This is a genomic window from Schaalia naturae (genome assembly GCF_042665795.1).
GTDB classification, from domain to species: Bacteria; Actinomycetota; Actinomycetes; order Actinomycetales; family Actinomycetaceae; genus Pauljensenia; species Pauljensenia naturae.
The window spans coordinates 198,826-225,676 of record NZ_JBHTEF010000001.1 but is presented as its reverse complement, the minus strand read 5'-3'; the positions used below and the strand labels follow the sequence as shown (position 1 = coordinate 225,676).

Genomic DNA, 26,851 nt, shown 5'->3' with positions numbered 1-26,851 from the left:
GACGGGGGCAGTCCGACGGCGGGCCGGGGGCCCGCGGTCAGGGTCTCAACCGACAGGCGGGACCGGCTGGGCTCAGTACATGCCCATGTCGTCGCCACCGGCGGCCGGGGCCGGAGCCGGGGGCTCCGGCTTGTCGGCCACGACGGCCTCGGTGGTGAGGAACATGCCGGCGATCGAGGCCGCGTTCTGCAGGGCCGAACGCGTCACCTTGACCGGATCGGCGATGCCCTCCGCCATCAGGTCGGCGTACTCGCCCGTCGCGGCGTTCAGACCGTGGCCGGGCACCATGTCGGCCACGCGGTCGGCGACCACGCCGCCCTCGAGCCCGGCGTTCTCCGCGATCTGCTTGAGCGGAGCGGACACGGCGATCCGGACGATGTTGATGCCGATCTCCTCGTCGCTCTCGGCCTCGAGGCTCTTGAGGGCCTCGTTCGCGGCCTGGATGAGGGCCACGCCGCCGCCGGCGACGATGCCCTCCTCCGAGGCGGCGCGGGCGTTGCGCACGGCATCCTCAATGCGGTGCTTGCGCTCCTTGAGCTCGACCTCGGTGGCGGCGCCGGACTTGATGACGGCGACACCGCCGGCCAGCTTGGCCAGGCGCTCCTGGAGCTTCTCGCGGTCGTAGTCCGAGTCCGTGTTCTCGATCTCGGTCTTGATCTGGCGCACGCGGCCGTCGATGGCGTCCTTCTCGCCGGCGCCCTCGACGATCGTGGTCTCGTCCTTGCTCACGACGACCTTGCGGGCGCGGCCGAGGAGATCCAGGTCCGCGTTCTCCAGGGACAGGCCGACCGTCTCGGAGATGACCTGGCCGCCGGTGAGGATGGCCATGTCCTGCAGCATCGCCTTGCGGCGGTCCCCGAAGCCCGGGGCCTTGACCGCGACGGACTTGAAGTTGCCGCGGATCTTGTTGACCACCAGGGTGGCCAGCGCCTCGGCCTCGACATCCTCCGCGACGATGAGCAGCGGCTTGCCGGTCTGCATGACCTTCTCGAGCACGGGCAGCAGGTCCTTGACCGAGGAGATCTTCGACTCGACGAGCAGGATGTAGGCGTCCTCCAGGACGGCCTCCTGGCGCTCGTTGTCGGTGACGAAGTACGCCGACAGGTAGCCCTTGTCGAAGCGCATCCCCTCGGTGGTCTCCAGCGTTGTGTCGAAGGAGTTCGTCTCCTCGACGGTGACGACGCCCTCGGCGCCGACCTTCTCGAAGGCCTGGGCGATGAGATTGCCGATCTCGGGATCGTTGGCGGAGATGGAGGCCGTGGCCGCGATCTGCTCGGTGGTCTCGATCGGCTTGCCGTCCTTGTGCAGCTGGGCGACGATCGCCTCCACCGCCCGGTCGATGCCGCGCTTGAGGGCGATCGGGTTGGACCCGGCGGCCACGTTGCGCAGGCCCTCGTGGACCAGGGCCTGGGCGAGAACGGTCGCGGTGGTCGTGCCATCGCCGGCGACGTCATCGGTCTTCTTGGCGACCTCCTTGACCAGCTCGGCGCCGATGCGCTCGTACGGGTCCTCCAGGTCGATCTCCTTGGCGACGGACACGCCGTCCTTCGTGATCGTGGGCGCGCCCCACTTCTTGTCGAGGACGACGTTGCGGCCCTTGGGGCCCAGGGTCACCTTGACCGTGTCAGCCAGGAGATTGAGGCCGCGCTCCATGCCACGGCGAGCATCCTCGTCGAACTTGATGATCTTCGTCATGCTGTCTGCATTCCTTCCGCGGTGCGGATCGGGTCCCGGCGCCCGCGACGGACGATCGCCTCGGTGACGTTCTGGTCACGTCCCCGCAGCGACCTCACCGGATCCCTGGGTTGTTATCACTCTGCCTTGGCGAGTGCCAACACACAGTCTGGCACTCGCCCCCCAGGAGTGCAAGACGTGGGACGCCGGACGACGCGACGGGCGGGATGCCCGTCCGCATCCCGCCCGCCCCATGGCCTCCGCCCGCGCCGCTCAGCGCAGCAGGACGATGATGTCCGCTCCGCCCAGGTCGGCGTCGTCCGTCGTCGACACCGCGTCGACGCCCAGGACCCGCGCGACCTCGTTGGCCGTCGCCTCGAGATCGGGGTCCGAGTAGTAGACGACCGAGCTCTGTGACGCCCAGTCGCCGGCGTTGGCCGCCGAGGTGCCCGGGAAGCCCGCATTGTTGAGCTGCGCGGCGGCCTCGGCCGCGTATCCCTGGACGGTCGTCCCGTTGAGGACGGAGATCACGACGTTGTAGTCGACGCTCTGGGTCGGTGTCGGCGTGGGGGTCGGAGTGGTCTCCTCCGGCGTCGCCGACTCGCTCGGCTCTGGCGTCCCGCTGGGCGACGCCTCGCTGGAGCTCTGGCCACCGGAGGACTGGGAGGACTGCGCCGACTGGCTCGTCGGCGCGGTCGTGTCCGACTGGGCGCCGCCCAGGCCCTGCGAGGTCAGCAGGTGGCTGGCCCCCCATCCCAGGAGCGGGACGACGACGAGGATGACCAGGAAGGGCAGGACCGAGCGCCACCGGGACGGCTGGGGCCGGTGCATGCCGACAGGCATGTCCTCGCCCGCGCGGTCGAATTCATCCTTGGGGTACTGAGAGCTCACGGGGACAGACTAGCGGCAACGTGCCGCCCGCGGGCCTTCCGCGCCCCTCGCGCCGCCTGCCGACGACCCCGCGATCCCCCCGCCACCAGCCCGCCGCCCGTCTAGGCTGGGCCCGTGACCACTCCGTCCCCGTCCCCCGCCCCCGGCGTCCATCCCCTGTCCGAGATCCTCGATCCGGGTTGGGCGCGCGTCCTCGCCCCGGTCGAGGACCAGGTCCACCACCTGGGCCGGATGCTCCGCGAGGAGATCGCCTCGGGCAACGGCTACCTTCCGGCAGGCACGGATGTGCTGCGCGCGTTCACGTATCCCTTCGACGGCGTCAAGGTCCTCATCGTCGGCCAGGACCCCTATCCCACCCCCGGCCATGCGATGGGGCTGTCCTTCTCGGTCGCCCCGGGCGTGCGCCCGCCGCGATCCCTGGAGAACATCTTCACCGAGCTCGGCGACGACCTCAGCGTCCCCCGCCCCACCTCGGGCGATCTCACCCCGTGGGCGCGCGAGGGCGTGTGCCTGCTCAACCGGGTCCTCACCGTGCGTCCCGGAGCGCCCGCCTCCCACCGGGGCCGGGGCTGGGAGCAGGTCACGGACTGCGCGATCGACGCGCTCGTGGCGCGCGGCCGCCCGTTGGTCGCCATCCTGTGGGGCCGCGACGCCCAGACCCTGGAGCCGCGGCTCGGCTCGACGCCCGTGATCAAGTCCCCCCATCCCTCGCCGATGTCGGCGCGCTACGGGTTCTTCGGGTCCCGCCCCTTCTCCCGCGCCAATGAGCTGCTGGCCGCCCAAGGCGCGGAGCCCGTGAACTGGGCCCTGCCCTGATCCCGCCTCCGCGCACCGGACGACGGCTCAGTTCTGCTGGACGGCGCCGCCCGCGGCATCCGCGCTGGAGAACGCCGACCGGTAGTCGCCGGTGATCCCCGTCGCCATCCGCACCGGCCCGCCGTCGGCCGTGGGCGACCGCTCGACGTGCACCAGCTGGACCTCCTCGTCGAGCTGGTCGGCGCGGATCGCCACCTCGTCGAGGGCTCGGACTGGATCGTCCCTGGTTGGGAACCCGGCCAGGGCGGGCGCCCGCCCGCATCGGCACCGGGGGATCCTCGACGAGGATGATGTCGGGCGCGGCCGCTCCGAGGCGCACGATCGCGACCAGCGCGAAGAGGACCGGCCCGGCGACGAAGGCCGCGACACCGACCCGGCCGGCGGCTCCGCGAGAGCGTCGAGCGGGAAGGGGCCGTTCCCACAGACCTGGAGCCACCTGCGAGATTCGAACTCGCGACCGTCCGCTTACAAGGCGGGTGCTCTACCAGCTGAGCTAAGGTGGCGGGCCCCCACAGTGTGCCATGCGCCGGAGGGCGGAACCGAATCGGGTCCGCGCCGCGGGTCGGTCCGGCGGCGCCCAGCCCGATCCGCGGTGTCAGGCTGCGGTCACTCGCCCGAAGAGCTCCCCGACTGGTCGCCCGACCCAGACTCGGGGGCGGAACCGCTCATCCCCTCGGTGAGGGAGCCGAGGATCTCGTCGGCGCTGGTGCCGCTCAGCGTGATGACCGACGTGCCGTCCCTGACGAACTCCGGGGTGCCGAACTGCTCGACCCGCCCCTCGGGGTCGAGGGCGATCCAGGCGTTCGTCGTGGTGGTGAGGTAGGCGTCCACGGCGTCCTCCGTGAAGGTGGAGATGACGTCCTGGGACACGCCGGCATCGGCCGCGATGGACTTGACCTGCGCGAAGGACGCGTCCAGATCATTGATGACGGTGCCGTCTCCCCCGTTGTACTGGGTCTGGAAGTAGGCGAGCAGTGCGTGGTGGAAGTCCACCCAGTGCTCCGGGTCCTTCTGGGCGACGATCAAGGAGGCGGTGGTCGACGGCTTCTGGTACTCCATGCCCACCGTCGTCACGGACTGGTAGGCGATGTTGAACGCCCCGGACTCGGCCTTCTCGCTGAGCTGCGGCCCGACCATGACGTCGACGTTGGCGCACACGTGGCACGTGTAGTCGAAGTACTCCGTGAGCGTGGGCAGCGACGGATCCGAGGTTCCCACGCCGTCGGGGCCCAGCAGCACCGGCGCCCCCGAGGCGAACGGCCCCAGGACGGCGGCGGACTCGCCCGACTGCTCGCTCTGCGCGGCGTCCTGCGCCTTCCTCTGATTGACGATGACCAGCGCCACCGCCACGACGATGGCGACGACCAACACGGCGACCACGCCGATGATGGTGTTGCGCGTGCGCCGGTCCTTGCGCGCTTGCTCCTCACGCATGCGCTGAGCCTTCAGACGCGTCGCGTCGGTCGCGGTCGTGCTCTTCTTGGCCATGGAGGTCCTCCGCAGGATCGATGATGGTCACAGCCTAACGACGCTCGCCCTCAGCCGCCTCCCGCGCCCGCGTGAGGCCGCACTCTCCCCCGTCCGGGGGATCACAGCCCTCCGGTGGTGATCAGCCAGGTGCCCGCCAGGACGGCCACGATGATCGCGCAGAAGGCGATGCGCGCCCACAGCGGCCCGAGAAGCGTCCCCACGACCAGTCCCGCCCCGTCGCGCAGGCCCGTGCTGGTCGGCATCGCCCAGGCGACCGCGAGGACGAGCAGCACGAGCCCCCAGGCGAGGGGTTGGAGCACCGGATCCAGGATCCGGGCGCCCGGATCGTAGTTCGCCGACGCCCGGAAGAGCGCCTCGAGGGGCCAGGCCAGGGGCGGGGGGTTCGCGAGCGAGGGCCGGGCCCCCAGCCAGACCGCTGCGGCTGCGCCGCTGCCGACCGCGAGGCCGAGGACGAGCTGGGCGAGTGCACGCAGGACGTGCAGCGGAGCGGCCGCCAGCGCCATCGCCGTGTCCGAACGGCGCGGTCCCCCCGCCCGCTCCCGTCGACGCTCCCGCCAGGAGAATCCCTCTCCCAGCGCGGCGAGGACGCCGAGGGCGAGGAGCGTCGCCGCCGTGCCCCTCGATGCGGCCAGCACCGGCGGGGCCGCGAGCGCCGCCAGGAGGACCAGCCCGACGACGGGCACGCGCCGGGGCCGCCGGCGCAGGTACGGCACCGGCAGGACGCCCGCCTCGGGCGGCGCCCACGAGGAGGGGAACGCCGCCGCGGGACCGGTCCCCGGCATCGGCGAGGGCGGCCACTGCCGCTCCTGCCACGCGGGCGCCTGCTGGAGGGGCATCGTGCGGGTGGGTGAGGTCAGTGCCCGGGTCTCCTCCTCCGCCTCCCCCGGCAGGCCCGCGGGATCGTCCGAGGCCTCCATCACCTGTGTCGCTCCCGGATCGGCGACGGGCGCGCCGTTCCATGCGGCGGGATCCTCCAGCAGCGCGCAGAGCCGATCGGGCCCTGCCCGGCCCGCCGGATCGACGGCGAGCGCCCGGGTCAACGCCGCGGCCACGGGGCCGGGCAGGCCCTCGACGTCGGGGCGCCCCTCCAGCACGCGCACCGCGATCGCCGCGGGCTGCCCGGGTCCGAAGGGCGGGCGCGCCGTGGCCGCGTCGAGCAGGGTCGCCGCCCACGCCCACCAGTCCGTGGCCTGAGAGGGCAGGCCGCCGCGCAGCAGCTCGGGGGCTGCGAAACCCGCGGTGCCGGAGACCATCCCCGTGGCGGTGAGACGGTCATCCCCCTGCTCCTGGGCGATGCCGAAGTCGATGAGGACGGGGCCGGTGGGGTGGAGGATCACGTTGGAGGGCTTGACGTCGCGGTGGACGATGCCGGCGGCGTGGACGGCCTCGAGGATACGGCGCAGGGCCTCCGCCAGCGCGGCGACCTCGCGGGCGGACAGGGGTCCCGACGCCAGGCGCGACGCCAGCGTCGGGCCCTCGATGAACTCGGTGACGACGAAGGGCTGGGTGGCGTCCGTCTCGACGTCGACGACGTGGGCGACGCCGGAGGAGCGGACGCGGTTGACGGTCGTGGCCTCGCGGGTGAGACGGGTGCGGGCCTGCTCCGTGTCCGCCAGGGCCGGGTGCAGGAGCTTGAGGGCCACGCGGACGCCCCCGCCGTCCTCCGCCAGCCACACGGTTCCCGCCCCGCCCGTCCCGAGACGACGGATCAGGCGGTATCCCCCGAGCCACTGGTCCTGCATCACCGCCCCAGAGTATCCGGGGGCGGGACGTGACGCCGACGACACCGGCGTGATACGTTGACCCCGGTTCCCCGTCCGAAGCCCGGATGCCGAACCGGCGCCGGTGAAGCAGCCGACGTCACCGCTCTCTACTCGGATCGTCCGGCACGTACCTGCCGGTGGAGGAGACATCATGGCAACCGTCACATTCGACCACGCGACCCGGATCTACCCGGGGTCCGACACCCCCGCCGTCGACCAGCTCAACCTCGAGATCGCCGACGGCGAGTTCCTGGTCCTGGTCGGCCCATCCGGCTGCGGCAAGTCCACGTCCCTGCGCATGCTCGCCGGCCTCGAGGACGTCAATGCGGGCCGCATCTTCATCGGCGACCGCGACGTCACCGACGTCCAGCCGAAGAACAGGGACATCGCCATGGTGTTCCAGAACTACGCGCTGTACCCGCACATGACGGTGCGCGACAACATGGGCTTCGCCCTCAAGATCGCCGGGCGCCCGAAGGACGAGATCCGCAAGCGCGTCGACGAGGCCGCCAAGATCCTGGACCTCGAGCCCTACCTCGACCGCAAGCCGAAGGCCCTCTCCGGCGGCCAGCGCCAGCGCGTCGCCATGGGCCGCGCGATCGTCCGCAAGCCCCAGGTCTTCCTCATGGACGAGCCTCTGTCCAACCTGGACGCGAAGCTGCGCGTGCAGACCCGCACCCAGATCGCCTCCCTGCAGCGCAACCTGGGCGTCACCACGGTCTACGTCACGCACGACCAGACAGAGGCCCTGACGATGGGCGACCGCATCGCGGTCCTCAACCTCGGCGTGCTCCAGCAGGTCGGCACCCCGGAGGACATGTACGACCGCCCCTCCAACGTCTTCGTCGCCGGATTCATCGGCTCCCCCGCCATGAACCTGGGCACCTTCGACGTCCAGGGCAGCTGGGCCCAGCTGGGCCCGGCCCGCGTGCCGCTGTCCGACGCCACGGTCGCCGCGCTCGTCCCGGAGGACAAGGGGCAGATCACGATCGGGTTCCGCCCCGAGAGCCTGCAGGTCGTCTCCGCCACAGCGGACGGCACCATCCCCGTCGAGGTCGACTTCGTGGAGGAGCTGGGCTCCGACGCCTATGTCTACGGCCACCTGGCGGGCGTGGAGCAGGGCCACGGCCTGGGCTCCGGGTCCGAGGGCGGCGCCGAGCAGCTCATCGTCCGCATCCCGCCGCACACCGCCCCCGAGACGGGCTCGGTGCTCCACGTCCAGGTCAAGCCGGGCGAGCAGCACAACTTCTCGGTGGCCACCGGCCTGCGCCTGCCCCAGTGACGCACCGGTACGGCTCTCGCCGCTGAGACCGCACGCCGCCCCGCCCTCGTCGATCGAGGGCGGGGCGGCCGCATGCGGAGCGGACGCCGTTCCCCGGACCCGCCCACGATGACAGAATGGACCCATGCCCCAGTCGTTGGAGATCACCGCGGCGAACGTCGATCCCGCGCTGCTGGACCTTCCCTGGGAGCTGCCACTGGAGGAGTGGCCGCGGAGCATCCTCGCGGCGCTGCCCCGCGGCCTGTCGCGCCACGTCGTGCGCTTCATCAACCTGTCGGGCCGCGTTATCGCCGTGAAGGAGATCGGCGAGTCGGTCGCCCACCACGAGTACGAGATGCTGCGCGATCTCTCGCGCCTGGACGCCCCCTCCGTCCTGCCCACAGCCGTCATCACGGGACGGCGCGACTCCTCCGGCGAGGAACTCGCCGCCGCTCTGGTCACCGAGCATCTCCAGTTCTCCCTGCCCTACCGCGCGCTGTTCAGCCAGTTCATGACGCCGGACACGGCCAAGCGCCTCCTCGACGCGCTGGCGGTGCTGCTGGTGCGCCTGCACCTGCTCGGCTTCTACTGGGGGGACGTGTCTCTGTCGAACACCCTGTTCCGCCGCGATGCGGGCGCGTTCTCCGCCTACTTGGTCGACGCGGAGACCGGGGAGCTCCATCCCTCCCTGACCGTCGGCCAGCGCACCTACGACGTGGACCTGGCTCGCACGAACATCATCGGCGAGCTCATGGACCTCCAGGCGGGCCGCTACTTCCCCGAGGACGAGGACCCCATCGCGGTGGGCGACCGCATCCGCTCCCGGTATGAGGACCTGTGGCGCGAGCTGACGGCACCGGAGTCCATCGAGGCGGACCAGCGCTGGCGGGTCGCGGCGCGCATCGAGCGCCTCAATGAGCTGGGTTTCAACGTCGGGGAGCTCCAGATGGTCTCCGACCTGGACGGCACCCGCCTCACCATCCAGCCGAAGGTCGTCGACTCGGGGCACTACCATCGCCAGATCATGCGTCTGACCGGCATGGACGTCGGCGAGAAGCAGGCTCAGCGCATGCTCAACGACCTGGAGACCTACCGCACGATGACGGGCCGGGCCGATCAGCCGATCGAGATCGTGGCGCACGAGTGGATGCGCGATGTCTTCGAGCCCGTCATCGAGGCCGTGCCGCCGTCCCTGGCCCGCAAGCTCGAACCCGCGCAGATCTTCCACGAGTTCCTCGAGCACCGCTGGTTCCTCGCCCAGAAGGCCGGCCGCGACCTGCCCCTGGACGAGGTCATCGACTCCTACGTCCGCAACGTCCTGCCCGCCAAACGCGACGAGGCCGTCCTACTGGACCCGGGCCCGCAGGACACCTCGGAGATGTCCGCCATCGACGCGGGCGACCCGAAGGCCCCCCGCCCGGGCCCTTCCTCCCTGTGGGGAGACAACGCACACACCGAAGGAGCATCCTCCAATGCCTGAGTTCCCCCGCGTCTACGCCCACCGCGGCGCCTCATCCCTGGCCCCCGAGAACACGATGGCGGCCTTCGTCAAGGCGATGGAGGTGGGCGCCCGGAGGTTCGAGTTCGATGTCGACATCATGGGCGACGGCACGCTGCTGGTCATCCACGACCAGACGCTCGACCGCACGACGAACGGCTCGGGGCCCTACTACGACCTGGGGTTCTCCGACCTGCGCCGCCTGGACGCGGGAGCGTGGTTCTCCCCCGCCTACCGCTTCGAGCGCATCCCGGAGCTGGCCGACGTCGTCGAGTTCCTCAACCGGTACCCGCAGATGGGGGCGAACCTGGAGATCAAGCCGTGCCGTGGCGGGCGCGACCTCCGGGACCGGCTCGTCGGCTCCGTCGCGGTCGCCGTGGACGCGCTGGAGGACCCCTCCCGGCTCCTCGTCTCCAGCTTCGACCACGACGCGCTGACCCGCTTCCACGCGGCACGCCCGGCCGTCGATCTGGGGTGGCTGATGGACCGCGACGGCCGGCCCGGCCCCGATTGGCGCTCGGGGGCGTCGGAGCTGGGCTGCCGGGCCGTCCATCCTGACGACACGGGGCTCACCGAGGCCGGCGTCGCGGAGATGACGGCCGCAGGTTTCGAGGTCAACGTGTGGACCGTCGACGATCCGGACCGCGCGCGGGAGCTGGCCGGCTGGGGCGTCGCCGGCGTCTTCACCAACCGTCCCCAGGACTTCCCGGCCTCCGCCCTGGCACGCTGACCCGGCGGGGCGAGCCCCGGCCCGTCAGCGGTCGGCGTCCCCGCGATCGCGGCGGCGCCTCTCCGCGCGCAGTCCCAGGTACTTGGCCAGGGAGACCTCGGCGACCGAGTCGACCACCAGGAAACCGCCCAGCACGCCGCCGAGCCTCGTCCATCCGGAGCGCGGGGACTCCGCGCGGATCGCCAGGGCCAGCAGCGTGGCGCCGACCGCCGCCTCGACGGAGGCCCCGATGCGGACGATCCAGGGCCGGTCGACGGCCGTGGCGTGATAGGCGTCCCAGATCGGGAACGAGGGCGAGTCCGGTTCCTTGAGCATGATGTCGACGCTGCGGCCGATGGCGTTGGAGATCCCGCGGGCCAGATGCATCTCCGCGCCGGGGACCTCCTCCAGCGGAGTGCGTCCGAGCAGGAAGTCCGACGTGGCCGCGGGCAGGGCGAGCGCCGCGACGACCGCGCGCACCGCCTCCTCCCCCCGAGCCGCGTCGAGGCGTACAGCGCGTCGGCGTCCGCGCCGGGGACCTGGGCGGCGATGGCATCTGTCTCGCTCCGGTCGCCCACCAGGTCCGCGATGTCAGCGGGCAGGGCTTCCGCGCTGCCCAGGGCGCCGGGGACCAGTACGCGCAGCATCGCCCAGTTGTGGGTGACGACATGCTCGATGTGCTCGTCGGTCACCAGGAAGGCCTGAAACTCCTCGTGGGACATCGACAGGGTGACCAGGGGGAGCTCGCCGAAGTTCCAGCCCAGACGCTCCGGCGGCAGGACCGCCAGCAGGGCGCGCCTGCCGTCTCTGAGGGTCATGTCGGCCAGGTCCACGCCCTCCAGGGCCGCCAGCAGGGGAACCGAGGAGGCCGGCGTCCGGCCGATCTCGACGATGCGCGAGGTCCCCGCCACGTCCAGGTCGTCCTCCTCCTCGGCCTCGGCGCGGGCGTCGTCCTCGGAGAGGGGCGACGCGCCGGCGGGCAGGTGGTCGGCCTCGGCCTCGCCCAGGCGCACGTCCGCGTCGAAGGCGGCGGCCAGCGACTCCGCGAGGTCCGCGACGGTGGGGCCGGGCACGGGCTCGCCGCCATCCGCCGCGACCGTGGCGACGCCCTCCGCGCCGCCGGCCACGCAGATGCCCAGCAATTGCGGGGAGCGCTCGAACCACTCCAGCTGCGCCAGCACGCCCCGCGACCCGAGGTCGGCGGCGACCTCCTGCGGATCGAGCTCACGCGCGACGATCATGCCCTCGATGCGCTCCCACTGGTTCGCCGTCATGACTGTCCTCCCAAGTCGTTGTGCCCCTCCCATCATGCCCGCATCGGCCGCGTCCTGTCCTGGGACCCGCGGATGCGCACAGACGTGCGACGGGTCCGCCGCGGGGCGATCCCCGCGGCGGACCCGTCCGTCGTCCCCCTCTGCCCGGGTCGATCCGGGCGGGCGGCGATCAGCTTCGCCGCATCCGGCTCACTTGATCTTCGTGCCGACGGCGCCCAGGCGCTCGGCGGCCTCGACGACGCGGGCGGCCATGCCGGTCTCGGCGGCCTTGCCCCAGGCGCGCGGGTCGTATTGTTTCTTGACGCCCACCTCGCCGTCGATCTTGAGGACGCCATCGTAGTTCTTGAACATCCAGTCGGCCACCGGGCGGGTGAACGCGTACTGGGTGTCGGTGTCGACGTTCATCTTGATGACGCCGTTGGCGACGGCCGTGGCGATCTCCGTGTCGGTCGAGCCCGATCCGCCGTGCATGACCAGGTCGAAGGGGCGGTGGTCGAGCTTGTAGTGGGCCTGCACCTCCTCCTGGATGGTGCCGAGGATCTCCGGGCGCAGCTTGACGAATCCCGGCTTGTAGGCGCCGTGCACGTTGCCGAAGGTCAGCGCCGTGATGTAGCGGCCCTTCTCGCCCAGGCCCAGGGCCTCGACCGTCTTGATGGCGTCGGCGGTGGTGGTGTAGAGCTTGTCGTTGATCTCGCCGGTGACGCCGTCCTCCTCGCCGCCGACGGCGCCGATCTCGACCTCGAGGACCGTGTGGGACCGGACGGCCAGGTCCAGCAGGCGCTGGGCGATCTCGAGGTTCTCATCCAGCGGGATCGCGGAGCCGTCGAACATGTGGGACTGGTACCACGGCAGGCGCCCGGCCTTGACCTCCTCGACCTCCAGGCCCATGAGCTGCTCGGTCCAGGACTCGAGATTCTGCTTCGCGCAGTGATCGGTGTGCAGGGCGACGGTCACGGGGTAGTTCTTGGCCACCTCGCGGGCGTAGGCCGCCATGGCCAGCGAGCCCGCGATCCGGTCCTTCACCGAGGAGCCCGACCAGTACTCGGCGCCGCCGACCGACACCTGGATGATGCCGTCGGACTCGGCGTCCGCGAAGCCCCGGAGGGCCGCGGTCAGGGTCTGCGAAGAGGTCACGTTGATCGCGGGGTAGGCGAATCCGCCGTCCCGGGCGCGATCGAGCATCTCGTTGTAGACCTCAGGGGTTGCGATGGGCACAGGAGCCTCCTAGACGAGTGGATAGTGTCCGCGTCCGATTCTCCCACATCGCGGGCGCCGTCCAGAAGCGAACTTGGTCCCAGGTCGGCGGCCCGCCGGCCCCGTCCCAGCCGTCGCGTCCGGTCACCGGGCGCGCGTCGTCCACGCCCACATCGCGATGGCCGCGGCATGCCCGACGTTCATCGAGCGCGTCGACCCGCGCTGGGTGATGTGGAGGATCCGCGCGCACTCCCGCCGCATCTGGGGGCTCAGCCCGCCTGACTCCTCGCCGAAGACCAGGCACGCCCGTGACGGCAGCCGCGCCTCCTCCAGAGGCAGCGAGCCCTCGACGTTGTCGATGCCGATCAGCTCCAGACCGCGCGCCCGGCACTCCTGCGCCAGGCCGCCCGCGTCCTCCAGGTGATCGACCGGCAGGTACCGGTCCGTCACCATCGCCCCGCGGCGGTTCCACCGGCGCCGGCCCACGATGTGGACGCGTGAGACGCCCAGGGCGTTCGCGGTGCGCACGATCGACCCGATGTTGAAGTCGTGCCCCAGGTTCTCCACGGCGACCTCGAGGCCGAGCGCCCGCCGCGCGACGTCGGAGCGGATCGCGTCCATCGTCCAGTACCGGTAGCGGTCCTCCACGTTGCGGTGGTCGCCGTGCTCGAGCAGGTCCGGATCCAGCCGCGGATCGTCGGGCCAGCCGGGCCTGCCTCCCGGCCACGGCCCCACGCCCGCCCCGCCCCGGGCGCGAGGGGGGTCGTCCTCGTCCATCGGGGGCATCGGCGAGGGCGCCTCCCCCGGGCATGCGGTCACGCGGTCACCCTACCCGCCGCACGTGCGAGCGGATCGGGCGCCCCCTCCGCGCCGCGGCGTCTAGATTGGAGGCATGACGAACACAGCAGCACCGATCCCTCTGGACCAGATGCCACCGGTCACGGCGTGGCTGTCGGACATGGACGGCGTCCTCGTCAAGGAGAACCGCGCCCTGCCCGGCGCCCAGGACTTCCTGGACGCGCTGGAGCAGCACGGCATGCCCTTCCTCGTCCTGACGAACAACTCGATCTTCACCAACCGCGATCTCTCGGCGCGCTTGGCCAACTCGGGGCTCACCGTGCCCGAGGACCGGATCTGGACGTCGGCGAACGCGACGGCCGCCTTCCTCACCCAGCAGTCGCCGAACTCGACGGCCTATGTCATCGGCGAGGCCGGGCTCACCACGGCCCTGCACGGCGCGGGCTATGTCATGACGGATATGGACCCCGAGTTCGTCGTCCTGGGCGAGACCCGCAACTACGACTTCAACGCGCTGACCCGGGCGATCCGCTTGATCGAGGGCGGAGCCAAGTTCATCGCGACGAACCCGGACGTCACCGGCCCCTCCGACCAGGGAACGATGCCGGCCACCGGGGCGATCGCCGCCATGATCAAGGCCGCGACAGGACACACCCCCTATTTCGTGGGCAAGCCGAACCCGGTGATGATCCGCGCCGGCCTCAACCGTATCGGCGTCCACTCCGAGGACGCCGCCATGGTCGGCGACCGCATGGACACCGACATCCAGGCCGGGGTGGAGGCGGGGCTGCGCACGCATCTGGTGCTCTCCGGATCCACCCGTCGCGAGCAGGTCGCGAACTACCCTTTCCGCCCCTTCGGCATCCACGCCGGCATCGGCGACCTCATCCCCCTGGTCGAGGCCTCGCGAGGCTGAGGACCGCGGGCCCCGCCCCGTCGCGGAGACGGGATCCCCGCGCCCGGGAGGGTCAACGCGTCGGCGGGGGAGCGAGCTCGCCGGAGCCCCGCGCGATGACGCGGACGGGCAGGACCAGCGACACCGGCGCCCGGTCGGGGTTGCCCAGGCGCCCCAGGACCAGGTCCACGGCCCGCCGGCCCATCTCCCCGGCCTCGTGGGCGATGACGGTGAGGCCGAGGACCTCCGCCCACTCGACGTCGTCGAATCCGACGATCGCCGGGCGGCTCGCGGGCTGCGGGAACCTGCTGACCAGCTCCTGGAGCACCGCCAGAGACGAGCGGTTGTTGCCCGCGACGAACGCCGAGGGCGCCCGCGCCCCGGAAAGGAGGTCCTGGACCGCCTCGCGCGCGCCGGGCACGTCGTGCGCGCCGGTGCGCACCAGGTCCCGCCACGGGCCCGCCCCCGACCGGCCCATCGCGCGGGCGAATCCCTCGAAGCGCTCACGCTGGGTGGGCAGCCAGTCATAGTCCCCGATGTAGGCGATGTCGCGGTGCCCCTGGGCGAGCAGGTGCTCCGCCGCCAGCTGGCCACCCCGCACGTTGTCCAGCACCACGGAGTCCGCCTCCACCCCGCGGGCGGGACGGTCGACGAAGACCACCGGCATCCCGGTGCGCTGAAGCTCCCCATAGCCGGCGTGGTCGGACATGGAGGACACGACGATCAGCGCGCGGCAACGCTGGTCGGACAGGCTCCGGGCGAGCTCCCACTCGGTCTCGGGCGACTCCCCGGAGCTTGAGAGGTTGAGGCGCAGGTGGTGGACGCGCGTGCTCTCCTCGATCTCCTGGGCGAGCGCCGCGTAGAAGGGGTTGGTGAGGTCCCCGGTGATGAGCCCGAGGTAGTCGGCCCGGCGCCCGCTGGCCAGGAGGCTCGCCGCCGTGTTGCGCTGGTAGCCCAGCGACCGGGCGGCGGCCAAGACGCGTTCGCGGGTGGCCGAGGCGACATGGGGCTCCCCGCCCAGGACGCGCGAAGCCGTCTTCAGGCTGACATCCGATGCCCGAGCGACCTGGGCCAAGGTGACCCTCCGCGCGGGTGGGAGGGCGGCCTGCGGCGTCGCGGGCGAGGGGGTCCCCGCCACGCGGGCTCCGCCGGGCGCGGCCGGCCGGGGCGAGTGGGCCGCCGGACGGCCGCTTCCCGAGGTGTGCATGGCTTCCATTGTCCGTGAATGAACGGGTTCTGCGAAGCCCGATCGGATGCTAAGCTCGTCACCGTCTGTGACAGCGATGTCATCACGGGAATCCCCGTGACGGATCCGCAGACGATCCCGACACCACGTGTGCGCATCAACGATGACGACAGCGAAGGAGACACACGTCCATGGCACAACAACACAGGACACGGGCCCGATCCGGGCCGGCACGCGCCGCAGCCGCGGCGCTCGCAGGAGCCGTGGGGCTCTCCCTGGTCCCGAGTCTGGCGCTCGCCGCCGATCCCCCGGCGGGGACGGCGCCGTCGTTCTCCTCCTCGTTCGAGGACGCCGGCGGACTGAAGGAGTCCACGCCGTTCGGCGACGGTCCGTCGAACCTCACCGGCAGCCCCTTCGCCCAGGGGAGCCTGCTCGGCCTCGTCACGGACGTGACGGCATCCGGCAACAACGGGGCCGGCGAGAACGAGTGGAAGCTCGTCGACGCCAACTCGCGCAGCAAGTGGCTGACCAAGGACACCAAGGGGTGGGCGCAGTACCGGCTGTCGGAACCGGCCGCGATCGACTCCTACACCCTGACCTCGGCCAACGACGCGGCCGGCCGGGACCCGAAGGACTGGACGGTCCAGGGTTCGAACGACGGGCAGGCCTGGACCACCCTCGACACGCGCACCGGCCAGGCTTGGAAGACCTCCTCCGGAGACAACCGCTACCAGGCCAAGACCTTCGCTCTCACCGCTCAGACGGCCCCCTACACGTACTACCGGCTCGACATCACGGCGAACAACGGCGAGCCGCTCACGCAGCTGGCGGACTGGGAGCTGTTCGACTCCACCCGCCAGGAGCCCGCCACCGCGATGACGACTCAGCAGGCAGGCGGCCCCTCGAGCTCCTCCACCGCGAAGACCGGCGTGGGGTTCACCGGGATCAGATCGCTGGCCTATGGCGGCCGCATCCTGGCCGACGGAGCAGCCTCCTCCACGAACGTCCTCTACGACGACGTCGACGTGGCCGTCACCGACGGCATGGAACTGACCTACAAGATCTTCCCCGTCCTCGACGACGGGACCACCTACGCCGCCACCTACGCCGCCGTCGACCTCGTCCTCGACGACGGGACGCGCCTGTCCGGCCTGGGCCTCACCGACCAGAACGGATTCGGCGCCGACGCCGTCTCCCAGGGGGCCTCGGACTCGCTGTGGCCGGACCAGTGGAACTCGATCAAGGTCGACCTGAGCGCGCTCGCCGGCAGGACCGTCACGAAGATCCTCCTCAGCTACGACATCCCCGCCGACGCCGAGGGCGCCCGGGCGGACACAGTCGTCGCGGGATACCTGGACGACGTCACGCTCGACCAGGCTCCGGTCCGCGACACCACGGACGGACTGGTGTCCTACGTGGACACGAGACGCGGCACCAACTCCTCGGGAGGCTTCTCCCGGGCGAACAACTTCCCGGCGGTGGCCTGGCCCAACGGCTTCAACTTCATCACCCCGATGACGAACCCCGACTCCCAGGGCACGCTCTACCAGTACCAGGCGAACAACAACGCCGAGAACCGCCCGACCCTGGGCGGCATCGGTTTCTCCCACGAACCCTCCATCTGGATGGGCGACCGCAACCAGCTGGCCTTCATGCCCGAGGCCACCGCCACACCGACCTCGAAGATCGAGGACCGCCGCCTGTCCTTCAGCCATGACAACGAGATCGCACGCCCCGACCTCTACCAGGTGGCCTTCGACAACGGAATCCAGACGGCCGTCACCGCCACCGACCACGGCGGCCTCTTCCGCTTCACCTTCGCCGAGGGCCAGGACGCCGGCAGCGTCCTCGTGGACCAGGTGGGCGGCGACGCGACCTCCTCGCTGACCGTGGGGGCCGACGGGTCCGTCACCGGCTGGGTCGAGGGCGGATCCGGCTACCCGGGCAAGACGCGCATGTTCGTCTCCGGCCGCTTCGACGCCACGCCGACGGCATCCGGCAAGGCGCCCGAGGGCGATCGGGGGGGCGCCCGCTACGCGGCGTTCGACACCCGTTCCGACAAGACGGTGGAGCTGCGCGTCGCGACCTCGATGATCTCCCTCGACCAGGCCGGCAGGAACCTCGACCTGGAGCTCACCGGCCGCACGTTCGAGGACGTCCAGGCGGCCGCGACGGCCGCGTGGAACGCCCGCCTGGGCGCCATCACCGATATCAAGGGCGCCACCGACACCCAGCTCGTCAACGTCTACTCCGACCTGTACCGCATGAACCTGTACCCGAACTCGCAGTTCGAGAACACTGGCACCGCCGAGTCCCCCGTCTACCGGTACGCCAGCCCCGTCTCCCCGACGACAGGCTCCGCCACCGACACGGAGACGAACGCGAAGATCGTGGACGGCAAGATCTATGTGAACAACGGGTTCTGGGACACCTACCGCACCGAATGGCCGGCGATCGCCCTGCTGTACCCCGACCTCACCGAGGAGCTCGTGGACGGGTTCGTCCAGCAGTACCGCGACGGAGGCTGGGTGGCCCGCTGGTCCTCACCGGGCTACGCGGATCTCATGACCGGCACCAGCTCCGACGCGGCCTTCGCCGAGGCCTACGCGAACGGGCGGCTGAGCACGCAGACGGCCCTGGACGCCTACGACGCCGCGCTGAAGAACGCGACCGCCCAGCCCGCCTCGAACGCGGTGGGGCGCAAGGGCCTGGAGAACGGGATCTTCCTGGGCTACACGAGCGCCGACACCCACCAGAGCGCCTCCTGGGGCCTCGAGGGCTTCATCAACGACTACGGCATCGCCCAGATGGCGCGCTCGCTGTCGGAGTCCGACGACCCGCTGATCACGGACGCCCGGCGCGAGCAGCTCGTCGACGACGCGGCCTACTTCGAGGCCCGGTGCAAGGACTACGTCAACATGTTCAACCCTGAGGCCCGCACCTTCGCCAGCCGCAACGCGGATGGCAGCTGGGTCGACGGCGCCGACATGGACAAGAAAGCGTGGGGCGGGGCCTTCACGGAGGCCTCCGGATGGACCTTCGCCTACCACGCCCCCTTCGACGTGGACGGCATGGCCGCCCTCTACGGGGGGCGCCAGGGGCTCATCGACGACCTCGACCAGTTCCTCACCACCCCCGAGAAGGCCGCCTACTCCGGCATCCACGAGGCCCGCGAGGCGCGCGACGTCCGCCTGGGGATGCTCGGCATGAGCAACCAGGTGGCCCACCACATCCCCTACGTCCTCACCGAGGCGGGCGACGCCTCCCAGGGGCAGGAGCTCATCTCCACGATCCAGGACCGCCTCTTCGTGGGATCCGACATCGGACAGGGGTACCCGGGCGACGAGGACAACGGCGAGTTCTCCGCCTGGTACGTGTTCTCCGCCCTCGGCCTCTACCCGCTGAAGGTCGGTTCCGGCGACTACACGGTCGGCAGCCCGATGTTCGACTCCGCGACCCTCCACATGGGCGACACCACGCTCGTCGTCAACGCCCCGGGTGCGTCCGAGGGCAAGGACTACGTCGCGGGCGTCGACATCAACGGGACGCCGATCACCACGACGACCTTCGACGGGGACCTGGTCCGCGCAGGCGGCACGCTCACCTTCACGATGAGCGATGAGCCCCAGACCTGGGGCGACAAGGACCTCAGCGAGGACCTCGCGGTGCCCGAGACGCAGATCGACGCCACGACCAGCGGATTCGGGACCCTGGCCGCCGAGGACGGCACCCCCGTCGCGGCGCTGACGGACAACACGATGAGGACCTCGGTCGCCTTCCCGGGCGACTCGGCCTCCCTCGTGTGGACGTCCGCCTCGGGCCCGGTGTCCGTCAACCGGTACACGCTGACCGGCGTGTCGGGCACGAGCGCTCCCAGCTCATGGATCCTGTCGGGATCGATGGACGGCGGCGCCACCTGGACGGAGCTGGACAGTCGCGAGGCCCAGTCGTTCCCGTTCGGCACCCAGACACGGCCCTTCGGCGTCGACGCGCCCGCGGCCTACACGAGCTACAGGCTCGAGGTGACGTCCGCCGGCGACAAGCCGCTGAGCCTGGCCGAGGTGGAGCTCTTCGCGACGGCGGAGGCCTCCGACGACCTGAGCGTCACACCCGCGGACGGACTCGCCGCGCGCGTCGGCCAGGAGGTCTCGGGCGCCCTCGCCACCGTCATCGGACCCGACGAGGACGCCTCCGCCTACACCGTCAAGGTGTCCGCGGGCGACGGATCGGAGCCGACCGACGCCACGCTCACCCCCAACGGGCTGGGCGGCTTCGCCGTCTCCGCGCCGCACACCTACGCCGCGGCCGGCACCTACACGGCGACCGTGTCCGTCACGGACTCCGCCGGCCACGCCGCCCAGACGACCACCTCCGTCACGGTGGCCCGCGACACGACACTGGCAGGCACGTTCAACAACATCTGCCTGGCCGACTCGGCCCACCCGGCGAGCTGCGACGGGCAGTCCTCAGGATTCAAGCGCGAGGACCTGGCCGCCAGCGGCTTCGAACAGGGGACAACCGTGCCCGTGGGCGAAACCGGCTTGACGTTCGACCTGCCGGAGTTCGTTCCCGACGCGCCCGACAACGTCACCACGGACGGGGCGGTCATCGCCCTCGACCTGGGGGCGGGAGCGACCAGGATCAGCCTCATCGGCACCGCCACGGAACACGCGAAGGACCTCACGGCCACCCTCACGTTCTCCGACGGGTCGACCCAGCAGATCCCCGTCCAGTTCGGCGACTGGGTGGGGGCGTCCTCGAACCCGTCATACGGCAACACGGTCGTCGGACGCTCCCAGGGCCGCTACATCGGCACCTCTCTGGAGGGGTCGGTGAAGAACTCGGCCGTCTACGCGACCACCCCGGTCACCCTGGACACGGCGTCCGGCGCCCCGAAGACGGCGGTCTCCCTGACGCTGCCGAAGGAGGCCGGCACCCTGCGCACGGACGGCCGCGCGCATCTCTTCGCCATCGCCTCCGACGGCGACCGCTCCCAGGCCCCGTGGCTGGAGATCACCCCGTCGGAGGGCCTGGCCGTCCAGGCGGGCGACGAGCTCTCCGACGCGCTCGCCTCCTTCACTGGCGGCGTGGGAACGGCCACGGCGACGGTCAACTGGGGCGACGGCTCGGCGACCTCCCCCGCGGACGTCGCCGACGGCATGGTCTCCGGCACCCACGCCTACGCGGAGGCCGGCGCCTACACCGTCATCGTGACGGTGGACGACGGAGTGAGGTCGGCCTCCACCGAGGTCGCCGTCGCCGTGTCGGAGCCGCCCTCCTACACGCCCACGATCTCAGTGGATCCCGCCATGGCAGCACCCGGGGACACCGTGGGGATCTCGGGCGCCGGATTCGCGCCCGGGGAGACGGTGACCGTCACGAGCGGCGGAACGACCCTGGCGGTCACCGCCGGTCAGGACGGCGGGATCTCCTCCTCCGTCACCATCCCCGAGGACGCGACCGACGGCGCCTGGACGATCACCGCGATCGGCGAGGTGTCCGCCGTCGCGGCCTCCACCGACGTGACGGTCAGGACCGTGGCGCCCGGACCGGTGGAGACCGGCATCCAGCTGAACGCCACGCCGTCGGACCCGGTGGCGGGTCAGCAGGTCCGCCTCACGGCGACGGTCGATCCCACGGCGGCGACGGGAACCGTCACGTTCCTCGACAACGGGAACGCGATCGGGACTGCGCCCGTCGCAGGGGGCACCGCCTCGGCGGACGTCTCCTTCGCCTCCAGCGGCGGCCACGCCCTCACCGCGGTGTTCAGCCCCGACGACGAGGCCGCCTACACGGCCTCCACCTCGCCGGTCCTCACCCTGACGGTGGGCGAGCCGCCCGCGGGCCGCGCCTCCATCGCCCTGTCCGACACCGAGGTGCAGGCCGGCGAGTCCCTGACGGTCACCGGCACCGGCTTCAGCGCCGGGGAGAAGGTGCTGCTCACGCTCGCCTCCGACCCGGTCACGCTGACCACGACCACCGCCGCCCGGGACGGGAGCCTCTCGGTGGTCGTCACGATCCCGGCCTCGACGCCCGCCGGGGACCACACGATCACCGCCGCGGGCCAGAGCTCCGGGCTGACGGCCACGGCCGCGCTCGTCGTCTCGACGACGAGCACCGGCGGCAACGGTGGGAGCACGATCTCCACCGATCCCGGATCCCTGACCTCGACCGGGGCCCACGGGATCCTCTGGCTGGTCGCGGGCGCCGTGCTGCTGCTCGCCGCCGGGGCCGCGACCCTGGTGGCGCGCCGCAGGAGAGGAGGCGCGCAGGAGCGATAGCCGCCTGAGGCGGTGAGGCGGGGCCGGTGCCGACAGAGCGCCGGCCCCGCCCTCGTGCGCCCGCGCGACCGGACCAGCGGGCGAGCCTTCGACGGACCCGCCCCGCCGGGCAGGGCCAGCCAGAGGTCTCAGGGGTAGAGCCGCAGCCCCTTGGGCGTCTCGACGAAACCGGCCGCGCGCAGCGACCGCGCCGCCCTCGCCGAACGCACGGGGGCGCCATCGACCGTCTCGACCGTGAGCGGAGCCGCCCCGCCGGCCCGCAGGGCCCCCGCGAGCGCCTCCGCCGCCTCGTCCAGCGCGACAGGATCCGCCGTGAACGTGAGGAGCGCGCGCCCTCCGCGACCGATCCAGGCCACCGCCCTCCCCTCCCGGATGACGACGAAGGCGCCGGCGCGCCGAGCGGGCGTCGCCGCGCCGCCACCGTCCCCACCCTCCGGCGCACCGGCCACGTCCGGCCAGGCCAGAGCCGATCCGAACGGATTCGCCGGATCCACCGCGGACAGGGCGACCGCGCCCGCCGCCCCCCGGCCCGCGTCTCGGCCCTCGAAGGAGCGCAGCAGGTCGATGGCGTCGCGCCGGGCGAACTGTGCTCCGCCCAGGCCGTCGACGAAACGGCCGCGCAGCACGCGCCCGGAGTCCTCCAGCACCCGCATCACGGGGATCACCGCGCTGAATCCCCCGGGCAGGTCCTCGACGACGGCATGCGCCCGCGCGACAACGCCGTACCGCTCCACCATCCCCTCGGCTGCAGCCAGCGCCCGGGCCGTCGGCGTGGCCCCACCGCGCGGGACCAGCGCCCACCGACCCCCGTGGGCGATCGGGGCGCGCAGCCGGACACGGGCTCGCCCGCGGCGACGCGCGGGTCGCGGGGCCCGGGCCGTCCTCCCGCCGGTGAGCGCCGCCCGCACCGGGGCGTACGTGTCCGCCGTGACGTATCCCGACCACATCAGCTCGCGCAGGCCGTCCCCCACCTCCGTCGACGAGGGCGGGGCCGCGGGCTCGTCCGGGGAGTGGGCCGCCGCGGACGGGCGGTCGGCCCCCTCCGACAGCAGCCGGGCGATCTGGTCGGGGAAGTAGGCGCCGCCGTCGGACAGGACGTCCAGGACGCGGGCCGGAAGACCGGCGGGGCCGGAGGCGGCCGGAGGCGGGAGCGGGTCCGGCAGGAGCTCCTCGGCCAGGTCGCTGGGGCAGAGGACGACCAAGCCGCCCTCGTCGCCCAGGCGTCCGGCCCCGCACCAGACGACGGCGCCGGAGGACACGAGCTGGTCCAGGATTGCGGGCCGATACCCGGGGACCCGGGCGGGCAGGACGGCCGACTCCCACACGGAGGCGGGCAGGGCCAGGCCCGCCAGCTGGTCGATCGCCTGCTCCGTCGCCTCCACCGGGTCGACCGCGGGCGCCTCCCCCATGGGACCCGGCGCGGCGGAGAACGCTCCGACGCCCTGCCAGTCCAGGAGGAACCGCGTGTACGCGGCGCCGTCGACGGGTCTCGTCGCGGCCCGGGCGGCGGCCAGGGAACGGAGGCGCAGGACCCGCAGGATGCCGGCCGACACCCAGCCCCGGGCCGCCCCCGGCCCCGGCGCGGGGTCGCTCCTCGGACCGCCCGCCGCGCCGCCGTCAGGCGCTTCGCCAGGTGCCGCGTGGGCGATGCGGACGCCGACGACCTCCCCGCCCACGCGCAGCCGCTCCAGGAGGCCACTGGCCACCGCGGTCCCGATCCCGAGACGCGCCGCCACGTCTGCCGCGGTGAAGGGCCCGTGGGTGCGGGCGTACCCGCGCACCAGGTCTCCCAGCGGATCACCCGGGCCGGGCCCCCGGAACGCCACGGGTACGGTCTCGGGGATCGGCGTCCCCAAGGCGTCGCGCAAGGTCGCCAGCTCCTCGACGGCGGCCCATCTCTGCTCGCCGCCGACCATGACGCGGACCGCCCGCCGTTGGGAGGACAGGGCCTCCAGGCATCGCTCCGCCTCCGCGGCCCCGGCCGACCCCGGGTCCTCGTCCGCGTCGCCGTCCCGGTCCCCGGGGCTCCGCAGCCGGCGGCCGACCTCGTCCGCGGACAAGGGGCCCAGGACCCGCAGCAGATCCGCGACCCCCTCCGGGCCGCGTGCCCTCCGTTCGGGCGTCAGCCGCTGGATCTCGCGTCCGACGCGCGCGACGACATCGGGGTCGAGGATCTCCGCGAGGTCCGACTCGCCGAGCAGCTCCGCGAGCAGCGCGGTGTCCAGGGCGAGCAGCGACGCCCGGCGCTCAGCGACCGGCGTGTCCGTGTCGTAGACGTGATCCGCCACGTAGCCGAACAGCAGGGTCTGCGCGAAGGGCGAAGGAACGGGCGTCTCGGCCTCGACGATGCGGACCTCTCCGGCCTCCAGGGCGCCCATCAGAGCGGATAGGGCGGGGAGGTCGTAGACGTCCTGGAGGCATTCGCGTGCGGCTTCCAACAGGATGGGGAAGTCGGGATGGCCGCTGGCCACGGACAGCAGCTGGGCGGCGCGCTGGCGCTGCTGCCACAGCGGCATGCGCTGGCCGGGGTTGCGTCTGGGGAGCAGGAGGGCCCGGGCCGCGCACTCCCGGAATCGGCCGGCGAAGAGGGCGGACTGCCCGACCCCGTCGCGCACGATCTGCCGGATCTCACGGGGGTCGAATCGGAACGCCTCGGCGCCGGGCAGGCGGCCCGTGGTGTCGGGGACCAGCATGACGATCCCGTCGTCGGCGGCCATCACTTGCGGGTCGATCCCGAGCCGCTGCCGCAGGCGGTCCCCCACGGCCAGCGCCCAGGCCGCATTGACGCGCCTGCCGAAGCACGAGTGGAGGACCAGGCGCCAGTCGCCGGCCTCGTCCCGGCAGCGTTCGAGCACCAACGTGCGGTCGGTGGGCAGGACGCCCGTCGCGCCGCGCTGCTCTTCGAGGAGGGCCTGCAGGTTGCGTCGAGCGGAGTCGTCCAGTCCTGTCCGGGCCAGGCGGAGTCCCGCAGCGCCGAACTTGGGGGCACCGGCTTCCCCGACCTCGCGGATGAAGGCGCCCATCGCGGCCCCGAGCTCGGCCGGGCGCCCCGGACCATCCCCGTGCCAGAAGGGCAGGCGCGAGGGCCGGCCGGGCGCGGGAACCACGACGACTCTGTCCGTCGTGATCTCCTGGATGCGCCAGGTCGCGGCGCCCAGGGTGATGACGTCGCCGACGCGCGACTCGAAGACCATCTCCTCGTCGAGCTCGCCCACCCTCTTCGCGCCGCGGGCCCCTTCTTCCTCGGGCAGGACGACGCGGTACGCCCCGCGATCGGGGATGGTGCCGCCGCTGGTCACCGCGAGCCTGCGCGTACCGGGGCGGGAGCGGAGCGTGCCGGTGGCACGGTCCCAGACCAGGCGGGGTCGCAGCTCGGAGAACGCCTCCGAGGGGTAGCGGCCGGCGAGCATGTCCAGGACGCCGTCGAAGACGCCGCGCGGAAGATCGTGGAAGGGCGCCGCGCGCCGGACGGCGGCGAACCAGTCGTCGACGTCCAGACCGGGCCCCTCCGGCGGCCCTCCCCCCGAGGCTGCCGAGACCCCGGCCACAGCTGGGTCCGAGGCCGTCACCGCCGCCGCGACCGTCTGCTGGGCCAGGACGTCGAGGGGGTTGCGGGGGACGCGGAGTTCCTCGATGAGGCCGTCCTCCATGCGCTCGACCGTGACCGCGGCGTCGATGAGCTCGCGCCGCGTGCGCGGATAGACCAGCGCCTGACTGGTGCCTCCGACCTGGTGCCCCGCGCGTCCGGCCCGCTGCAGCCCCGAGGCGACGGAGGGAGGGGCGGCGACCTGGATCACCAGGTCCACCGCGCCCATGTCGATGCCGAGCTCCAGGCTGGAGGTCGCCACCACGCACCGCAGGTCGCCGGACTTGAGGTCGTGCTCGATGAGCTCGCGCCGCTCCTTGGAGACGGATCCGTGATGGGCGCGCGCGATGTCCGGCACCGCGCCGCCCGACGACGGGGCGCCCGGGGGGAGGGCGAGGTGCGCGAAGGTCCCGCCGGTCCTGGGCTCCCGCGCCGGTGAGTCCGCGTCGAGCGGGCGCGGGCCCGTCAGCTCGGGGTGGACGACGCGCTCGGCGTGGAGCTCGTTGAGGCGAGCGGTCAGCTTCTCGGCGAGCCCCCGCGAGTTGACGAACACGATGGTCGAGCGATGCGCCATCACCTGGTCGAGGATCGCCGCCTCGACGTGCGGCCAGATCGACCCGGGTCCGCCCGCCTCTCCGCCCCCGGAGGGGACGGCGGGCGTCTGGGGACTGCCCCGTCCGCCGCGCACCGCGAGGTCGGTCATGTCGGCCACGGGCACGACGATCCGGACCTCCAGGTTGGCCGCGGCTGGCGGCGCGACGATGCCGACCGGCCGGGCTCCGCCGAGGAAGCGCGCGGCCTCCTCGCGCGGGCGCACCGTCGCCGACAGCCCGATACGCTGGGCGGGACGGCCGGTCAGCAGGTCCAGCCGCTCCAGGCCGATCGCCAGGTGCGCTCCCCGCTTCGAGCCCGCGACGGCATGGACCTCGTCGACGATGACGGTGTCGACCCCGCGGAGGATCTCCCGGGCCCGCGAGGTCTCCATGAGGTACAGGGACTCCGGCGTCGTGATGAGGATGTCCGGCGGATGGCGCAGGAGCCGCCCTCGTTCCGAGGAGGGCGTGTCCCCGGACCGGACTCCGACGCGCACGTCGGCGCGGGGGGCGCCGGAGGCCTCCCGGCGAGCGGAGATCCCCGCGAGCGGGTGGCGGAGGTTGCGGGAGACGTCGACGCCCAACGCCTTCATCGGCGAGATGTAGAGGATGCGGGGGCCGCTGGTCCCTGAGGGCGCTGGCCCGAGGGCGGGGGCCGGGTCCTCGCCGCCGCCCATCAGGCGATCGATGGCCCACAGGAATGCGGCCAGTGTCTTCCCGGAGCCGGTGGGCGCGACCACCAGGACGTCGCCGCCGCCGGCGATCGCCTGCCAGGCCTCGGCCTGGACCGGGGTGGGGCCCTGCGGGAACGACTCCTCGAACCAGGCGCGCGTGGCCGGCGAGAAGCGCCCGAGGACGCCTCGTCCCCCCTCCGTGTCCCCCATGGCGCCATTGTGCCCCGTCCCCGCGGGACCGCGGGCGATCGCCCGCACGCGCCCACT

Annotated in this window: 16 protein-coding genes and 1 tRNA gene; 6 read left to right on the top strand and 11 right to left on the bottom strand. The window is 72.4% G+C overall.

The features are described from left to right. Positions 1-72: 72 nt before the first annotated feature. The gene (groL, locus tag ACFQWG_RS01020) at positions 73-1,695 is read right to left on the bottom strand and encodes a chaperonin GroEL (RefSeq protein WP_380971322.1); all 1,623 of its coding nucleotides are present in this window, start codon (positions 1,693-1,695) and stop codon (positions 73-75) included. 252 nt (positions 1,696-1,947) lie between these two features. Next, positions 1,948-2,565 (bottom strand): LytR C-terminal domain-containing protein, encoded by a 618-nt coding sequence (locus ACFQWG_RS01015; protein WP_380971320.1) that lies wholly within the window; start codon positions 2,563-2,565, stop codon positions 1,948-1,950. Positions 2,566-2,679: 114 nt separating this feature from the next. Here ACFQWG_RS01015 and ACFQWG_RS01010 point away from each other — a divergent pair, with 114 nt between their 5' ends. Beyond that, the gene (locus ACFQWG_RS01010; RefSeq protein ID WP_380971318.1) at positions 2,680-3,381 is read left to right on the top strand and encodes a uracil-DNA glycosylase; all 702 of its coding nucleotides are present in this window, start codon (positions 2,680-2,682) and stop codon (positions 3,379-3,381) included. 27 nt (positions 3,382-3,408) lie between these two features. On the opposite strand, the gene ACFQWG_RS01005 is transcribed toward ACFQWG_RS01010, so the two are convergent. The 4 genes from ACFQWG_RS01005 to ACFQWG_RS00990 form a co-directional block, all read right to left on the bottom strand. Further along, positions 3,409-3,576 carry a hypothetical protein gene (locus tag ACFQWG_RS01005; RefSeq protein WP_380971316.1) on the bottom strand — a complete coding sequence of 56 codons (168 nt, stop codon included), beginning with the start codon at positions 3,574-3,576 and terminating at the stop codon, positions 3,409-3,411. Between the two features lie 232 nt (positions 3,577-3,808). After that, positions 3,809-3,884, bottom strand: a tRNA-Thr gene (locus ACFQWG_RS01000). 103 nt (positions 3,885-3,987) lie between these two features. Next, entirely contained in the window at positions 3,988-4,869 is an 882-nt protein-coding gene (locus tag ACFQWG_RS00995; RefSeq protein WP_380971314.1) for a thioredoxin domain-containing protein, read from the bottom strand. Positions 4,870-4,970: 101 nt separating this feature from the next. Beyond that, on the bottom strand, positions 4,971-6,614 hold the full coding sequence (locus ACFQWG_RS00990) for a serine/threonine-protein kinase (protein ID WP_380976156.1): 1,644 nt from the start codon (positions 6,612-6,614) through the stop codon (positions 4,971-4,973). A 172-nt stretch (positions 6,615-6,786) separates the two neighbouring features. On the opposite strand from ACFQWG_RS00990, the gene ACFQWG_RS00985 reads away from it, so the two are divergent. The 3 genes from ACFQWG_RS00985 (at position 6,787) to ACFQWG_RS00975 (ending at position 10,124) form a co-directional block, all read left to right on the top strand. Beyond that, positions 6,787-7,917 (top strand): ABC transporter ATP-binding protein, encoded by a 1,131-nt coding sequence (locus ACFQWG_RS00985; protein WP_380971312.1) that lies wholly within the window; start codon positions 6,787-6,789, stop codon positions 7,915-7,917. A 124-nt stretch (positions 7,918-8,041) separates the two neighbouring features. Further along, the gene (locus tag ACFQWG_RS00980) at positions 8,042-9,376 is read left to right on the top strand and encodes a DUF4032 domain-containing protein (protein WP_380971310.1); all 1,335 of its coding nucleotides are present in this window, start codon (positions 8,042-8,044) and stop codon (positions 9,374-9,376) included. Further along, positions 9,369-10,124: a glycerophosphoryl diester phosphodiesterase gene (locus ACFQWG_RS00975; protein ID WP_380971308.1), complete on the top strand. Its 756-nt coding sequence runs from the start codon at positions 9,369-9,371 to the stop codon at positions 10,122-10,124. The genes ACFQWG_RS00980 and ACFQWG_RS00975 overlap by 8 nt, the downstream gene beginning before the upstream one ends. A gap of 24 nt (positions 10,125-10,148) precedes the next feature. Here the strand turns inward: ACFQWG_RS00975 and ACFQWG_RS00970 are convergent, their stop codons facing one another. The 3 genes from ACFQWG_RS00970 to ACFQWG_RS00960 all read right to left on the bottom strand — a co-directional run bounded on the left by ACFQWG_RS00970 (position 10,149) and on the right by ACFQWG_RS00960 (position 13,357). Beyond that, positions 10,149-10,583 (bottom strand): hypothetical protein, encoded by a 435-nt coding sequence (locus ACFQWG_RS00970; RefSeq protein ID WP_380971306.1) that lies wholly within the window; start codon positions 10,581-10,583, stop codon positions 10,149-10,151. Positions 10,584-11,566: 983 nt separating this feature from the next. Then, positions 11,567-12,592: a class II fructose-bisphosphate aldolase gene (fbaA, locus tag ACFQWG_RS00965; RefSeq protein ID WP_380971304.1), complete on the bottom strand. Its 1,026-nt coding sequence runs from the start codon at positions 12,590-12,592 to the stop codon at positions 11,567-11,569. Between the two features lie 123 nt (positions 12,593-12,715). Next, a complete protein-coding gene (locus ACFQWG_RS00960) occupies positions 12,716-13,357 on the bottom strand; it encodes a TrmH family RNA methyltransferase (RefSeq protein WP_380976154.1) in 642 nt (213 codons plus the stop codon). Positions 13,358-13,463: 106 nt separating this feature from the next. On the opposite strand from ACFQWG_RS00960, the gene ACFQWG_RS00955 reads away from it, so the two are divergent. Continuing rightward, on the top strand, positions 13,464-14,285 hold the full coding sequence (locus ACFQWG_RS00955; protein ID WP_380971302.1) for an HAD-IIA family hydrolase: 822 nt from the start codon (positions 13,464-13,466) through the stop codon (positions 14,283-14,285). A 52-nt stretch (positions 14,286-14,337) separates the two neighbouring features. Here the strand turns inward: ACFQWG_RS00955 and ACFQWG_RS00950 are convergent, their stop codons facing one another. Continuing rightward, positions 14,338-15,471, bottom strand: coding sequence for a LacI family DNA-binding transcriptional regulator (locus ACFQWG_RS00950; RefSeq protein WP_380971300.1), 1,134 nt, complete (start codon positions 15,469-15,471; stop codon positions 14,338-14,340). 170 nt (positions 15,472-15,641) lie between these two features. On the opposite strand from ACFQWG_RS00950, the gene ACFQWG_RS00945 reads away from it, so the two are divergent. Then, positions 15,642-21,731, top strand: coding sequence for a GH92 family glycosyl hydrolase (locus tag ACFQWG_RS00945; protein WP_380971298.1), 6,090 nt, complete (start codon positions 15,642-15,644; stop codon positions 21,729-21,731). Positions 21,732-21,859: 128 nt separating this feature from the next. Here ACFQWG_RS00945 and ACFQWG_RS00940 read toward each other — a convergent pair whose 3' ends face one another. After that, positions 21,860-26,794 (bottom strand): ATP-dependent helicase, encoded by a 4,935-nt coding sequence (locus tag ACFQWG_RS00940; RefSeq protein ID WP_380971296.1) that lies wholly within the window; start codon positions 26,792-26,794, stop codon positions 21,860-21,862. Positions 26,795-26,851: the final 57 nt, after the last annotated feature.

Bases quoted from the DNA above. Each gene is read 5' to 3' on its own strand.
- groL (WP_380971322.1), bottom strand. From the start codon at position 1,695: ATGACGAAGATCATCAAGTTCGACGAGGATGCTCGCCGTGGCATGGAG.
- ACFQWG_RS00995 (WP_380971314.1), bottom strand. From the start codon at position 4,869: ATGGCCAAGAAGAGCACGACCGCGACCGACGCGACGCGTCTGAAGGCT.
- ACFQWG_RS00990 (WP_380976156.1), bottom strand. From the start codon at position 6,614: ATGCAGGACCAGTGGCTCGGGGGATACCGCCTGATCCGTCGTCTCGGG.
- ACFQWG_RS00985 (WP_380971312.1), top strand. From the start codon at position 6,787: ATGGCAACCGTCACATTCGACCACGCGACCCGGATCTACCCGGGGTCC.
- ACFQWG_RS00980 (WP_380971310.1), top strand. From the start codon at position 8,042: ATGCCCCAGTCGTTGGAGATCACCGCGGCGAACGTCGATCCCGCGCTG.
- ACFQWG_RS00975 (WP_380971308.1), top strand. From the start codon at position 9,369: ATGCCTGAGTTCCCCCGCGTCTACGCCCACCGCGGCGCCTCATCCCTG.
- ACFQWG_RS00960 (WP_380976154.1), bottom strand. From the start codon at position 13,357: ATGCCCCCGATGGACGAGGACGACCCCCCTCGCGCCCGGGGCGGGGCG.
- ACFQWG_RS00955 (WP_380971302.1), top strand. From the start codon at position 13,464: ATGACGAACACAGCAGCACCGATCCCTCTGGACCAGATGCCACCGGTC.
- ACFQWG_RS00950 (WP_380971300.1), bottom strand. From the start codon at position 15,471: ATGCACACCTCGGGAAGCGGCCGTCCGGCGGCCCACTCGCCCCGGCCG.
- ACFQWG_RS00945 (WP_380971298.1), top strand. From the start codon at position 15,642: ATGGCACAACAACACAGGACACGGGCCCGATCCGGGCCGGCACGCGCC.
- ACFQWG_RS00940 (WP_380971296.1), bottom strand. From the start codon at position 26,794: ATGGGGGACACGGAGGGGGGACGAGGCGTCCTCGGGCGCTTCTCGCCG.